The following is a 12,799-nucleotide window of genomic DNA, read 5'->3' as shown; positions in this document are numbered from 1 at the left end:
AGCCACTGTAGGAGCTGGCTTGCCTGCGAAGACGCCAGCCCAAACGCCTCCAAACAACCTGCCTATAGGCACCTATTGTTTCTCGGATGCTCAAGCCCATCTGCGGCGAGAGATTCCCGGTGGGCAGCTTGGAGGGTTGCGAGCGTTTGGAGAAGGAGAATCGTGGTCTGACCCTGATTGCATTTTCGATTGTATTCTGCTGATCGAGACACTACGCGCAATCGCCAAAAAGTGGCGGGCGGGGAGCGAGTAACATCCTGTCGGTAACGTGCTGGTGTGGGAAGGAGAGGTCTACGGCTGGAAGATCGGACTGCGCAATCCGGAATGCGAGCGCCCAGACGCTTATGCTGTGGGACAAAGCTGGACTGGCATTTAAGGCAGAAGGCGGCGACGAGAACAACGGCGCGAAAGCTCGGGTCGCTGTTGACCCTGATCAGCAATAGGAAAGGATGACGTGACTACAGAAAAAACAAAGAAAGCATTTTGGTATTCAGCGTGGGGATTACTTTTTTTGAGTTTGGCGGGGGTTTTGGTAAAGCAGGCATTCGAGGAGCCACCCCAGCCCAGCAAACCCGACTATCTCAGCGACCTGATAATGTTTACCGCGCGAACGATGTCCGGTAATCGCATGATCGACGAAGATACAACTTTCGTTCGTGCAGAAGCGGCTAACAGCCACGCCATAAAGTTCTATTACACGTTGGTAAATTACGACACCAACCCCAGTGACTTTGACTTGAGCACTGCAAAATCAAAAGTCACACGGTCTGTTTGCGACTCTGAAAGGCTAAAAGAACGGTCAATAATGGCACTGGGTGGCACCTATATTTATATCTTCGGCAGTAAAAACGTAAAAGAAATTGGCCGGTTCGACATTAACAAACAGAGCTGTGATAGCCAATGAGTGGGACCGTGCCCCAATGCGCTCTGACGACATAATAATCGATGAATCGGGAACGACAGAGAAAACGGAAATAGTGGCGGAGCTACATTTGGTATCGCTGACCAGATCTAACGCAACACGTAGTGGAAGGAAAAAATCAATGGGACGCCAGATCTACGCAAAAACTACGAGGGAAATCCTCAAAGACATGTTGTTAGAGTGGGACATCCAGCCTGGTCAGGTATTCACTGTTGCTAGGGCACTGCAATGGTTTACTGATCATTGGCCACTGCTGGCTAAGGGAAGTATTCGCGCTCATCTGGTTCAGGCTTCAACAAATGACCCGAGCAGGCTGCATCACCCATCTACGAAAACGACGGATGATCTTCTCTTCAAGGTGGGCCCAGGGCAATACAGGCTTTATGTAGCAGGGCAGGACCCTGCACCGATCCACGAACTCGTGAAAGGCGATGCGGTACAACAGATCGAACAAGGGGAAGATCAAGAAGCCGAGGCGGATCTGTCAGAGACGGAAGCTGAGCCCGGATCAAGTGAATTCTTGCTGGAAAAAGATCTGCAGCGCTATCTCGCCGAAAATTTGTCAATTATCGAACATGGGTTGCGACTCTACGTCGATGAGGAAGACGTGCGTGGTATCGAATATGATGCTGATGGTCGCCGTATCGACATCTTGGCTATCGATCGCGACAACAGCCTGTGCGTCATCGAACTGAAAGTGAGCAAGGGTTATGACCGGGTGATAGGCCAAACTCTCCGCTATGTGAACTGGGTTAGGCGCGAACTTGCCGAGCCAGGCCAAAAGGTTCGAGGGCTGATTATCTGCCGCAAGATGAGCGACGACATACGCTTAGCCGCCGCCGGCATTCCTGGGATTGAACTCTACGAGTATGAGCTCAAGGTGGCCGTATCCAAAGTAGCTGCAATGGAACTACCCCAGTAATCCCCGAACTTTGCTCGTAAGTCGAAGAAAAAGTCGCACCAGGTGCACCAAAGCCCCACCGTCACCGTGGGATCGGCCTGGACGTCGCAGGTCATTCAACTATTGCGGCCCCCAGGGTATCTCCGATTATGAAAGATGAAGCGCAATCAGGCTACAAGCCTATACAAGACGATGTGCTGAGTGGGGTGGAGATACCCAAGATGACATCTGTGGCGACAGATTCCCGGAGGGCAGCCTGGAGGGTTGCGAGCGTTTGGAGAAGAAGAGTCGTGGTCTGACCCTGATTGCATTCGGCCTCCCCCCTAAAGCCCCTCCCAACAACGCCGATAACCTCCTACCACCAATCACCCCCCCGCCCCCCCCCAACAACTGATTCGCTCCCCCGCCTGCGCGTATGGCACGTCGCATGCTTGCCTGACCCTGGACTGTCCACATGGAGTAAGAGTGAATGCCTGCGCAAGCCCGTTTCTTCGAGCACTACCGCAAAGCCGACCGCATCATGCTTGCCCTGATCTGGCTGATGACTCTGTTCTCCCTGGGCCTGGCGTTCTGGCACGACACGCTGCTTCAAGCGCTCTTCGTAGGAGGCGGCACTAGCGTGGTGCTTACCCTGGCTTATCGCGTCATCGGAGGCACTCGCCTGATGCGTTGTGCGCTGGGTGTCGGGCTGATGGTCATGGCGGCGTTGCACATCAACCAGGCCGAGGGTGTCATCGAATCGCACTTCGGTATCTTCGCGCTGTTGGCGGTGCTGACGTTCTACCGCGACTGGCTGCCTATCCTGGTGGCCGCCGTGACCATCGCGGTGCACCACGTGGTGTTCCATGCCTTGCAGCACCAGGGTTTTGCGGTCTTTGTGATGGATCATCGCGGAGGCTGGAGCATGATTTTCGTGCATGCTTTCTACGTGGTGATGGAGACGGTCGCCCTCCTCTACCTCGCGGTGCACAGCCAGAAAGAAGCAGTAGAAAGCCAGGAAATGCTCGAAAAAATGCTCGCCGTCACCACGCGGTTCAGCGGTGAGGCCGCCAAGGGCAAGCCGGAGACAGTCCATGTTTCCCTTGCCACCCGTTTCGACCATTTTCTGACCCAGATCACCGGCCTGATCGACGGCGTCGCCCGCGACTCCCATGGCCTCGGCCAACTCGGCCAGGAGCTGGCCCACGCCAGCGGAACCCTGGAAACAGGCGCGCGCCATCAACTGGCGGAAATCGCTCAAATGACCGGTTCCATGCAGCGCATGGAAGACGCCATGGGCCATATCACCGTGCACGTGGAGCACGCCGTCGAGCACGCGGGTAAAGCCAGCCGGCAGATCATCCGCGGCCAGGAAAGTGTCGGCCGCGCCCAGCAGGAAATCACCCAACTCGCTACCCGCCTAAACGACACCAACGAGACGGTCCAAGGACTGGCCGTGCAAGCCGAACAGATCGGTTCGGTGATGGAAGTCATCAACAGCATCGCCAACCAGACCAATCTGCTGGCCCTCAACGCCGCCATCGAAGCCGCCCGCGCGGGTGAGCAAGGGCGCGGGTTTGCGGTGGTCGCCGATGAGGTACGCAGCCTGGCGCAGCGCACGGCGGTGTCTACCCAGGAGATCAAGTCGATTATTGAAGGGTTGCAACACGGCAGCCGGCTGGCGGTTGAAGCCATGCATGACAGCCGCCAAGGGGTGGAGCGCTGCGTGGAAGACAGCCAACTGGCGGTGGAGATGCTGCGCGCGGTGGGCAATGACATTTCGCAGATTGATCAGTTGAATGGGCAGATCGTGTCGACCACCCGGGAGCAATCCACGGCGAATGCGGAGATTGTGGGACGGCTGCAATCGGTGCAGAGCATTGCGCAGAATACCGCGCAGGATGTAGAGACGTTGGCCAGCAGCAGTGAGCGATTGCCGCCGATTGCGGTGCGGCTGGACGCGTTGGGGCGCCGGTTTCATCAGTAAATGGAAAAGACCTTGAAATCCAAGGTCTTTTTTTCGTCTGGAGAAAAGTGGGCGCCAGATGACTTATCGGCGATCAATCAGCCTTGTAGTGCAGCAAGCGCAGTGGCTATTGACGCGGAGAGTGACGTGGTCGGCCGACCAATCAGTGCACTCATCTGGCAACTTTCGTCGAACAGGGCATCCCGTGCGGCATGATCGTCGGAATCGGCTAACAACTCAGCGACGGGGACAGGCAGCCCGGCGCCCACCAAGGCTGCGTAGAACTCAGCACGAGGCATATTTACGTACTGAAGCGACTTGCCGGTTTGGCGGTTGATTTCGGTCACCATGTCAGCGCGCGTAAACGCACTGTCACCGGCCAACTCGAAAATCCGGTTGCCGCCGATAGGCTGGGTCAGTACTGCCGCCGCCGCATCCGCATAGTCAGCACGCGAAGCCCACGAAATCCTTCCCTCAGCGGCTGAGCCGATGAATGCACCCTGTTCGAGTGCAACGGGCAAGCTGGCAAGGTAGTTCTCGACGTACCAGCCGTTTCGCAGCAAGACGTATGGCAAACCTGATGCGACGATCAAAGCCTCAGTCTCACGGTGCTCAACAGCCAAGTTCATCGGAGAGTGATCGGCATGAAGCAGGCTGGTGTATGCGAGTTGACGTACTCCGGTCTTCTTTGTCGCTTCAATAACGGATGCGTGCTGAGCCACGCGCTGCCCCAGCTCACTGGAAGAGATCAGCAGCACACGCTCGGCCCCAACAAATGCAGTCTCCAACGTTGAAGGGCGTGAATAATCGGCCTCACGCACAACCACCCCGCGTGCGGCCAAGTCGGAGGCTTTGGAGGGGGTACGCACAGCCGCAACAATGCTCGTGGCGGGCACACCCCGGGCGAGCAGCTGGTTGATAACGAGACGGCCAAGTTGGCCGGTAGCACCAGTGACGACAATCATGGGTATAACTCCGGATGTATTGATGATGCGTCCATGGTATTCAACAAAAATTGAACGGATAATGGCTATTCGTACTAATTCCATGTCCAGCAGTCCGGATTATCGATGATAAAAGCAGATCCACTCAGTTCCATATTGCGCGACACCGGCGTCGCACGCAGGCTGCTCGACCTCAGCGATCTGCCGCACGCTCGTGCACTGCGGTTTCCCTGTGAGCGCAGCGTTGGCCTTCATCTGGTATTGCGTGGGCCGGTCTATGTGCACACTCCCGAGTGGGGTGAGCCACTGTGCCTTGCCAGCGGCGATGTGGCTGTCCTGGGACGAGGTCACGACCATTTGCTGAGTACGCAACCGTCGCTGGAGGGGCTGCCGGTTGACCAGATCCGCTTGTCTTCCCTTGGCGTGCCCGACGCGACGGCCACGGTGTTGAGCGGCGCCTACCAGTTCTGGCATGCGCCGCTCCATCCGTTCTTCGCAGAGATGCCCGCATTGACCGTGTTGCGAGCTACGGAACTGCCCCGGCTGGATCCTCTGGCATTGGTCAGCGGTCTGCTGGTGGATGAGTTGCGCGCCGTCGATGCGCCCGGCGCCAGCATCGTCATGCAGGGCTTACTGGACGTTATCTTTACCTACGCGCTGCGCCACGTGATTGCCAACTGCGCAAAAGTAAAAGCCGGATGGAGCCAGGCGCAAAGCGACCCTCAGATCGGACGGGTGGTTGCCCTCATGCACGAAGAAATCGCCCATGCCTGGACCTTGGATGAGTTGGCTCGGCGTGCCGGTTTGTCGCGTACCGCGTTGGCCGAACGGTTCCGCAAAACCATGGGAGACACTCCACTGAACCACTTGCGTACCTTACGCATGCAACAAGCGGTTCAACTGCTGACTGAAACCGACCGGCCGCTGGAGGCGGTGGCTACAGCCATCGGCTACCAGGACGCGTTCAGTTTTTCGAAGGTGTTTAAGCGCAGTGTTGGTCTGTCTCCGAAAGCCTTCAGGCAACGAGACGCGGAAGATCGACTCAATTTCTGGCGTTTCAAAACAGAGAGCTGAATGTGTCAGGTTCACGAGTCTTAAGCACCTGCCCGTTTGCCGCCCGCTCTGTGGCGGCTACTCCCGGATGTGCCGAGACACGGGTGAGGCCCCTGCCCATCTCATTGCTCTTTTTTTTCATGCGCAGAACAGTGATCATCGCCCTCCCCCCCAAAGCCTAGGAACCGAGACCATGGAATTGACGCTGGAAGCGGTTGCGCTTTTTGCACTGAAACTGGTGCACGAGACGGACGGCGGCAGCCCGATTTTGCGCGATGACCTGGTCATGGATGGGTATGAGCGGGAAGTGTTTGGGTTGTTGGTGCGGCAGGGGAATTTGGCCGCTATTCAATCCAAAATAACGGCATGTGTAGATCAAGCACTTGCGGCACTGGGTGGTGTCGACACGGTAATGGGCCGCGAGCTGCAGCGGTTGGCGACGGATGTGCAAAACGTCGATCGACTCGATGACATGCGCGTGCCGCTGACCCATCTCAGGGATTACCTTAGAGACATCCTGTAAGGCGACCTATCGCCGCCCTTCAACCGCCATACGCACCGCCAACCCCATCAACACCGAGCCCATCAACCAACGCTGCACCACCTGCCAGCTGGGCCGGGTGACGAAAAACACAGCAATGGAACCTGCCATGGTGGCAATCGTCGCGTTGACGCTCACGCTGATGAAAATCTGCGTGAAGCCCAATACCAGCGATTGCATCAACACACTGCCGTGGCCGTTCGGATCGATGAACTGGGGCAGCAGCGACAAATACATCACCGCCACCTTGGGGTTCAGCAGGTTGGTCACCAACCCCATGGTGAACAGCTTACGCGGGCTGTCCTGAGGCAGGTCCCGCACTTGGAACGGTGAGCGTCCACCTGGCTTGACCGCCTGCCAGGCCATATAGATCAGATACAGCGCACCACCGAAGCGCAGCGCGTCATAGGCAAACGGCACCGCCATGACCAAGGCCGTGATCCCCAATGCCGCGCACAGCATATAAACCAAAAAACCCAAGGCTACGCCGCCCAGCGAAATCAACCCGGCGGTACGGCCCTGGCAGATTGAGCGGGAAATGAGGTAAATCATATTCGGACCGGGCGTAAGCACCATGCCGAGCGAGATCAGCGCATAGGCCAGCCAGCTGGAAAGTTCAGGCATTGTTGGGCTCCTGGAGTCTTATTCGGTCGGCGTGAAATCCTTGGCCAACCTTGCAGTGTTGGCCGTCATGTTAGGGCGTTCAAAAGCACGCCGTTAGATACAGATACGCGAGTAAAACGTCATACAGGCCCAGGCGTTTGCCGCACCACTTACACAGGGACAGGTACATGATCGACTTCAACAACAAAGGCTTTTTCAAGCTCAAACAGAACAACGAATACGCCGAACGCGTCTCGGCCCTGTTGCTGGACGGCGAAGAGGTGATCGACGCCTACAAAGCCCTGCGTGACGGGGTGGTGTTCACCACCAAACGGATCATCGCGGTGAACGTGCAGGGGATTACCGGCAGCAAGAAAGACTTCACGTCGCTGCCGTATAAAAACATCGTGGCTTATTCGGTAGAAACGTCCGGGACGTTTGACCTGGATTCGGAGCTGGAGATTTACTTTTCGTCGCTGGGGAAAGTGAAGTTTGAATTCACGGGGAAGACCTCGATTGTGGAAATCTCGCGGTTGATTTCCAAGCATCTGCTGGGCTGATCTGCGGGCAAAGAAAGACCTTGGCGCCCAAGGTCTTTCTTATTGCACACGCGATTTAAACGGATGCACCCCAATCAAAATGTGGGAGCTGGCTTGCCTGCGATGACGCCAGCCGGCACACCATCAAATGACCCGCTTACCCCGCAACAGCTTCCCCCTCATCCATCACCCCATTCGGCAACATTCCATTCGCCAAATCATCCACCACCGCCTTCGCCATCTCCCCCAAATAATGCGCTGCCCAGGCATAGCGATCGGCGCCCGTGTCCATGGCTGCATCCAACGCCAGCAGCTTGGAACAGTGCAACAGCTCAGAGGCATGCTCCAGGGCATCGCGAATAGGTACACCGGAATTGACGCGGAATAGACGGTGGAGATTGGGCTGATTACCGCAAATGGAGAAGGTAATGACGCCGAGGGTTTTGTTGAGGGGAGGGTTGATCATTGGGCACCTCCGAACTGCGCGGAGGTGTTGATAACTTTATTGCGAGGGTACGACCTGCCAGAAACGCTCATGGTATAGCTCCCATTCATTGATGTGAGCTGCTCCATTCGTTTCCAGGCGAATGGGTGGCAGCTGTGCGCAGGCTGGAAACCGGGGAATAGGCAAACCCGGCAGACTCGAAAGTCTCCCACGCACAGCCGCCATAGCACGCATATGCTGGCACAAAAATGGCGCCAACGGTCATGATAAATGGTGGCGCCTGTGCGGCCATATCCCACGGGTTTCCAGGCCCGGTCGCTGATTACACAGCGACAGCGCAGAAGTTAGCTGAGAGATGAAAGCTTGGGTAGTTAGGGGCTGTGGCGAAATGTTGCGGCCGCTGAATGCCCTCGCAGATGGCAGCTCCAATAACTGGCGAAACAGATACCTAGGCGCGTCAAGGCATGCCGAAGCCAGCAATACCCGGAGCACCGTCAGCGGTAAAGGGCGAACACCTCATCCGTCATACCCCATTCCTAACTCCTGGGCTTGTTGCGCCCATGATGCAGCTCCGGCGTTACGCAATTCAATTCGACTCAACGCAAAACCAAGCAAACGATAATCGGAGTATTCGAAACAGAGACGCCCGCTCAAGCATCAGTCTACTTTTCCCACACCAACCACCGAACTACACCGACATCAGCTTCTGAGCCCCCCTCTTAGGCTCACTCCCTCGCACAAGGAAGTGAGCCGGTCATGTCAGAACGTTTTTACCCTCCCACCGACGAAGAGTTACGCAAGCGACGGATCCTGACACCGCAGCCATTGCGTGCGCCGTATTCGCCGTCTGTTGATTTTTTCGACCCCTCCCCCGCCCCGGCCCCTACACCAGCCAAACCTCCCGGCTGCGTCTTCATCAAGCCCTGCCAACTGCCTGATGGCATCACCCATTACTTCAACCCGAGCGGTTATGTCCCGTTGGAGCTGGTCAAGGAGTACGGCCATTTAAGCCTGTTGGGTGGGCGTGAGGTAGACAGTCGAAGCATGGTTGCCTTGCGCAGGATTGGCGGCAGCGCACTGCCCGCAGGCTTGGGGCAGTTGGCATTACGTTCGGCGGTTATGGAATCGGCAGCCACTGCCGTCGGGTCCGTTGCTGGTGGTTTGTTGACAGGGTTGGTGGCCCTGGCCTGGCCCTCGGAGCTGGGTGACAGCGCGCTCTACAACGAGGAGCAGTTGCGTTCGATGCGACGGGCGCGGTCGCAGATGCGCTTGCATATCGAGCAAGGCGAGGACGGCACGCTCAAGGGGTATGGGTTTTACACGGGCAACCATGCCGATTGGCAAATGATTGATGTGGTGCAGTTCCAGAGCCGTGGCGATCAGTTTGTGGCGGATTTGGGTGAGGGTGGGGAGCTGATCTGGACGCCTGCTGTTGATCCACATGACACGCTGGGTATTCCAGCCTTGGAGGCTGCGCCGCAAGCCCCGGTGATCTGGATTTACCCGCCGACGGAGAAAGCGGCGCAGATTCTGGTGAACCCGATTTATCCGCCGGAGTACCGGGATTTTATTCTTGTGTTCCCGGTGGAGTCGGGGGTTCGGCCGCTATATGTAGTGGTGAATGAGCCTCGTAAGGGCCTGAAAAATCCAGATTATGGCTACTTTCCGGCCCCCAAAACCGAGGACATTACGGGCTTCCCTGGTTTGATAGAACAGAAGAGAAAGACGCGAAAACGTAATGGTGGCGGTCTGCGGGAGCGTTGGAAGGACGCAAAAGGAAAGAGACTTTTTGAGTGGGATTCAGAACAAGGTGAGCTGGAAGTCTACCGATACAGTGATGTGAAACACCTAGGTTCATTTGACCCTTATACCGGTGAGCGGCGGGGTCCGGCGAAAGATGAAAGACGTATAGGAAAATAAGTGGAGCATTCTCTATGGCAATGAAAATTCGGCTGCAATGGTTCAACAAACAAACAGAAATCCTGGAGGCAGCTGAATACTCAGCAGACTTTGAGGAAGACGACAGTATTCTTAACGAACTCGACTTACACGAGGAACCCCAAATCTATGCTGGTGGATTTGACGTTCTCCCAAATTGGATAGTGATTCTTCAGCCACATTTTCGACGCGTAATAGAGCCAAATCTTTTCGACTTCCAGATTTCTTTTCACTACCAAGGCGCCTGGCCGCCACCTCCAAAGCCACCCAAGAGGGCGTCTTGATGCAATGAAATCCACACATCAAAAGCCCCTCCTCTACCGCTCAGTCAATACCCGAACCCATGGCGTGTGCCACGGCAGCTATTGCGCCTACCGGTATGAACGACACACCAAAAGCGGAAAAGACAAACTGTCAAAACGCGGGTCGATGCACAGCCATCAACGACACGGCCTTGATTACACCCCGCTCTTCCGGTTTCTTCTATCCAAGGTCGGCCAGCCATGGGATCAGGTTTTCAGCGAAGCCAAAGCCCGATTGGATCGCCCAGAGCCTATATTCTGGATGGTTGCGCTACATGAAAGCGACAAACAGGATTACGTGAGAACGGATGAAAACAGCTACTACAGCGGCCTGTGGGTCGACGAAGCCGGGCTGTTGCAAAAGGTCAATCCACAACTGACACCTGAGCAGATGGAACCCTTTTACGACGGCTACACCCACACTTTCAACGGTGTGGTGTTCACATAGCCTTTACGGCGCAAACGGCTAGTTACAGCGATACAAGCATTAGGGCCTGCCCGGCATACCGAGGTGACCCCATCGCAGCCTCGCTCAGGCTCGGTAGCCCCCCACAGGGGATCGAAAGTGCGGTTTTTCAGGTGTTCTCAAACACCAACCGCGCACATAACCCGCCCCGCTCCCGGTTATGCAGCGCCAACCGACAACCGATCTTGCCGACGATCATCTGCACGATCGCCAACCCCAACCCCGCACCATTGGCATTGCCTCGGCTGTAAAACCGCTCGAACAGGCGTTCCATGTGCGCCTCGTCAATGCCCGGGCCTTGGTCTTTCACGCTCAGGCAATGGGCACCAATCACCACTTTCACTTCACTGCCCGCAGGGGAAAAGTTGAGGGCATTGGTGACCAGGTTCTGGAACGCGATGGCCAACGCCACCGGCTCGGTTGCTACCCAGCAATCCTGATTGCCTTCGAGCACCAGGTCCACGCCTTTTTCCATGGCCAGCGGGGTCAACTCGGCGAGTTCTTCGCGCACCAGTTCGGTCAGTTGCACACGCTCACACACGGGGTTGTTCAGTTGCGGTTCGATCCGCGCCATGGTCAGCAGCTGGCTGCCGATGCGGGTGGCGCGGTCGACGCCGTTGACCAAAAAGTCCAACGCCTCGCGCCGTTGTTCCTCAGTGACGGCGCTCTGCGCGTTCTGGGCGTGAATGCGCAGGATCGCCAACGGTGTGCGCAGTTCATGGGCGGCGTCGGCGATGAAACGCCGTTCACGTCCCAGCAACTCGTCCACTTGGACCAACAGGCGGTTAAGCGCGGTCTGCATGGGTTCCAGGTCGTTGGGCAAGGGCTTGAGGTGAAAGGGTTGCAACGTCTCGGCGGTTTGCCCACGGATGTACAGGGCCATGGTGCGCAAAGGCTTGAAGCCCCAGCCGATCACCAGCCAGATCAACAGCGCCAGCAGCGGCACGCCGATCAGGGTCGGCCAGAGGGTATGGCGCACAATGCGCTGGATCAGGTCCTGGCGAATATCATCGCGCTCGCCCACCCAGATCAACAGGCCTTGTTGCGGGTCGGCCAGGAGGAAAGCGCACCAGTCGTTGCCGTTGTCCAGTAAGTCGTGGGAACCGAGGGTCGTGGGCGGCGCCGCCAGCACCGGGGCTTCAGCGGAACGCACGAGCAACTCACCCGCGCTGTTCCATATCTGGAACGTCAGGCGGGTTTCATAGGGATGGGCCACGCCATCCTCGCCCACTCGGCTCATGGCCTGGTCAAACGCCTGGTAAAGCCGATCCCAATCCGCTTCCCCGGGGTCACGCTGGCGCAACACGCCTTGCAGCAGGCGCGCACTCTGGGCGAGCTGGGCGTCATAGACTTCTTCGATTTCGTGGTGGCTGTCACGCAGCACCAGCCAACTGATCAGCGCGTCACCTGCCAGGATCAGCAGTAAGACGGGGATGAGGATGCGCGCCCGAACCGATGTCATGGTTTGAGCGCCAGCACATAGCCAACACCGCGCACGGTGCGGATCAACTCGGTGGATAACTTTTTGCGCAGGTTGTGGATCAGCACTTCCAAGGTGTTGCTCTCGACCCGATCCTGCCAGCCATACAACGCACGGGACAGGCGCTCGCGGGTCACCACCTTGCCGGGGCGCACCATCAGTTGGTGCAGCAGTTGGTATTCCATCGGGGTGACGATGATGTCGGCCTCCTGATAGCGCACTTGCTGGGTGGCCGGGTCGAGACTGATACCCGCGTGTTCCAACATCGGTTGCGCACGCCCCTGACTGCGGCGCAACAGGGCGCGCACGCGGGCTTTAAGCTCTTCGACATCGAAGGGTTTGACCAGGTAGTCATCCGCGCCGGCATCCAGCCCGGCAATGCGCTCGGCGGTGCCGTCGCGGGCGGTAAGGATCAACACCGGCACGTCATGTTGCTCGGCGCGCAGTTGCTGCAATACGTCAAGGCCATCGAGACGCGGCAGGCCGAGGTCGAGCAGCAACAGGTCGAAGCTCTCCGTGCGCAGGGCATGCAAGGCAGCAAGGCCATCCTGTAACCAATCGAGGGTGTAGCCTTCGGCGCCCAACGCCACGCGAATCCCCTGGCCAAGGGCACGATCATCTTCGACGAGGAGTAGGCGCATAACAAAATCTCTGTAGGAAACGGCGGCATCATGCCGGGTTCTGGCCTTGGCTATTTCGGCAAAGATGTTACGGCGCATT

At 57.3% G+C, this 12,799-nt stretch carries 14 protein-coding genes and 1 pseudogene; 10 read left to right on the top strand and 5 right to left on the bottom strand.

The window, feature by feature from the left end; all coding sequences use genetic code 11:
* Positions 1–193 precede the first annotated feature (193 nt).
* From M5B97_RS12055 to M5B97_RS12040, 4 genes and pseudogenes are all read left to right on the top strand, one after another.
* A pseudogene (locus M5B97_RS12055) lies at positions 194–443 on the top strand (antirestriction protein ArdR).
* Positions 444–454: 11 nt separating this feature from the next.
* Positions 455–904: a hypothetical protein gene (locus M5B97_RS12050; RefSeq protein ID WP_248731583.1), complete on the top strand. Its 450-nt coding sequence runs from the start codon at positions 455–457 to the stop codon at positions 902–904.
* 139 nt (positions 905–1,043) lie between these two features.
* A complete protein-coding gene (locus M5B97_RS12045; protein ID WP_123715331.1) occupies positions 1,044–1,844 on the top strand; it encodes an endonuclease NucS domain-containing protein in 801 nt (266 codons plus the stop codon).
* Between the two features lie 448 nt (positions 1,845–2,292).
* A complete protein-coding gene (locus M5B97_RS12040) occupies positions 2,293–3,789 on the top strand; it encodes a methyl-accepting chemotaxis protein (protein WP_248731582.1) in 1,497 nt (498 codons plus the stop codon).
* A gap of 77 nt (positions 3,790–3,866) precedes the next feature.
* Here M5B97_RS12040 and M5B97_RS12035 read toward each other — a convergent pair whose 3' ends face one another.
* Positions 3,867–4,733 (bottom strand): SDR family oxidoreductase, encoded by an 867-nt coding sequence (locus tag M5B97_RS12035; protein WP_248731641.1) that lies wholly within the window; start codon positions 4,731–4,733, stop codon positions 3,867–3,869.
* Positions 4,734–4,838: 105 nt separating this feature from the next.
* On the opposite strand from M5B97_RS12035, the gene M5B97_RS12030 reads away from it, so the two are divergent.
* The gene (locus M5B97_RS12030; RefSeq protein WP_134660195.1) at positions 4,839–5,786 is read left to right on the top strand and encodes an AraC family transcriptional regulator; all 948 of its coding nucleotides are present in this window, start codon (positions 4,839–4,841) and stop codon (positions 5,784–5,786) included.
* 172 nt (positions 5,787–5,958) lie between these two features.
* Positions 5,959–6,288 carry a hypothetical protein gene (locus tag M5B97_RS12025; RefSeq protein WP_248731581.1) on the top strand — a complete coding sequence of 110 codons (330 nt, stop codon included), beginning with the start codon at positions 5,959–5,961 and terminating at the stop codon, positions 6,286–6,288.
* A gap of 6 nt (positions 6,289–6,294) precedes the next feature.
* Here the strand turns inward: M5B97_RS12025 and M5B97_RS12020 are convergent, their stop codons facing one another.
* Positions 6,295–6,930 (bottom strand): LysE family translocator, encoded by a 636-nt coding sequence (locus M5B97_RS12020; RefSeq protein ID WP_134660197.1) that lies wholly within the window; start codon positions 6,928–6,930, stop codon positions 6,295–6,297.
* Between the two features lie 167 nt (positions 6,931–7,097).
* Here M5B97_RS12020 and M5B97_RS12015 point away from each other — a divergent pair, with 167 nt between their 5' ends.
* Positions 7,098–7,469 carry a PH domain-containing protein gene (locus M5B97_RS12015; RefSeq protein WP_134660198.1) on the top strand — a complete coding sequence of 124 codons (372 nt, stop codon included), beginning with the start codon at positions 7,098–7,100 and terminating at the stop codon, positions 7,467–7,469.
* Positions 7,470–7,605: 136 nt separating this feature from the next.
* Here the strand turns inward: M5B97_RS12015 and M5B97_RS12010 are convergent, their stop codons facing one another.
* Positions 7,606–7,914, bottom strand: a complete 309-nt coding sequence (locus tag M5B97_RS12010; RefSeq protein ID WP_248731580.1) for a DUF3077 domain-containing protein — start codon at positions 7,912–7,914, stop codon at positions 7,606–7,608.
* 735 nt (positions 7,915–8,649) lie between these two features.
* On the opposite strand from M5B97_RS12010, the gene M5B97_RS12005 reads away from it, so the two are divergent.
* The 3 genes from M5B97_RS12005 to M5B97_RS11995 are packed head-to-tail and all read left to right on the top strand — an operon-like array spanning position 8,650 to position 10,581.
* A complete protein-coding gene (locus tag M5B97_RS12005; protein WP_248731579.1) occupies positions 8,650–9,813 on the top strand; it encodes an S-type pyocin domain-containing protein in 1,164 nt (387 codons plus the stop codon).
* Between the two features lie 14 nt (positions 9,814–9,827).
* On the top strand, positions 9,828–10,115 hold the full coding sequence (locus M5B97_RS12000) for a colicin E3-like toxin immunity protein (RefSeq protein ID WP_248731578.1): 288 nt from the start codon (positions 9,828–9,830) through the stop codon (positions 10,113–10,115).
* Positions 10,116–10,119: 4 nt separating this feature from the next.
* Positions 10,120–10,581, top strand: a complete 462-nt coding sequence (locus M5B97_RS11995; protein WP_248731577.1) for a hypothetical protein — start codon at positions 10,120–10,122, stop codon at positions 10,579–10,581.
* 127 nt (positions 10,582–10,708) lie between these two features.
* Here M5B97_RS11995 and M5B97_RS11990 read toward each other — a convergent pair whose 3' ends face one another.
* Both M5B97_RS11990 and M5B97_RS11985 read right to left on the bottom strand, forming a co-directional pair.
* On the bottom strand, positions 10,709–12,061 hold the full coding sequence (locus M5B97_RS11990; protein WP_248731576.1) for a sensor histidine kinase: 1,353 nt from the start codon (positions 12,059–12,061) through the stop codon (positions 10,709–10,711).
* Positions 12,058–12,720 (bottom strand): response regulator, encoded by a 663-nt coding sequence (locus tag M5B97_RS11985; RefSeq protein ID WP_123715319.1) that lies wholly within the window; start codon positions 12,718–12,720, stop codon positions 12,058–12,060. Before M5B97_RS11985 ends, M5B97_RS11990 begins: the two co-directional genes overlap by 4 nt.
* Positions 12,721–12,799 lie beyond the last annotated feature (79 nt).

It is taken from the genome of Pseudomonas sp. MWU13-2517 (genome assembly GCF_023242545.1).
Classification (GTDB): domain Bacteria; phylum Pseudomonadota; class Gammaproteobacteria; order Pseudomonadales; family Pseudomonadaceae; genus Aquipseudomonas.
The sequence above is the reverse complement of the archived record's forward strand: the minus strand, read 5'-3'. Positions and strand labels throughout refer to the sequence as shown.

Bases quoted from the DNA above. Each gene is read 5' to 3' on its own strand.
- M5B97_RS12045 (WP_123715331.1), top strand. From the start codon at position 1,044: ATGGGACGCCAGATCTACGCAAAAACTACGAGGGAAATCCTCAAAGAC.
- M5B97_RS12040 (WP_248731582.1), top strand. From the start codon at position 2,293: ATGCCTGCGCAAGCCCGTTTCTTCGAGCACTACCGCAAAGCCGACCGC.
- M5B97_RS12035 (WP_248731641.1), bottom strand. From the start codon at position 4,733: ATGATTGTCGTCACTGGTGCTACCGGCCAACTTGGCCGTCTCGTTATC.
- M5B97_RS12030 (WP_134660195.1), top strand. From the start codon at position 4,839: ATGATAAAAGCAGATCCACTCAGTTCCATATTGCGCGACACCGGCGTC.
- M5B97_RS12025 (WP_248731581.1), top strand. From the start codon at position 5,959: ATGGAATTGACGCTGGAAGCGGTTGCGCTTTTTGCACTGAAACTGGTG.
- M5B97_RS12020 (WP_134660197.1), bottom strand. From the start codon at position 6,930: ATGCCTGAACTTTCCAGCTGGCTGGCCTATGCGCTGATCTCGCTCGGC.
- M5B97_RS12015 (WP_134660198.1), top strand. From the start codon at position 7,098: ATGATCGACTTCAACAACAAAGGCTTTTTCAAGCTCAAACAGAACAAC.
- M5B97_RS12010 (WP_248731580.1), bottom strand. From the start codon at position 7,914: ATGATCAACCCTCCCCTCAACAAAACCCTCGGCGTCATTACCTTCTCC.
- M5B97_RS12005 (WP_248731579.1), top strand. From the start codon at position 8,650: ATGTCAGAACGTTTTTACCCTCCCACCGACGAAGAGTTACGCAAGCGA.
- M5B97_RS12000 (WP_248731578.1), top strand. From the start codon at position 9,828: ATGGCAATGAAAATTCGGCTGCAATGGTTCAACAAACAAACAGAAATC.
- M5B97_RS11995 (WP_248731577.1), top strand. From the start codon at position 10,120: ATGAAATCCACACATCAAAAGCCCCTCCTCTACCGCTCAGTCAATACC.
- M5B97_RS11990 (WP_248731576.1), bottom strand. From the start codon at position 12,061: ATGACATCGGTTCGGGCGCGCATCCTCATCCCCGTCTTACTGCTGATC.
- M5B97_RS11985 (WP_123715319.1), bottom strand. From the start codon at position 12,720: ATGCGCCTACTCCTCGTCGAAGATGATCGTGCCCTTGGCCAGGGGATT.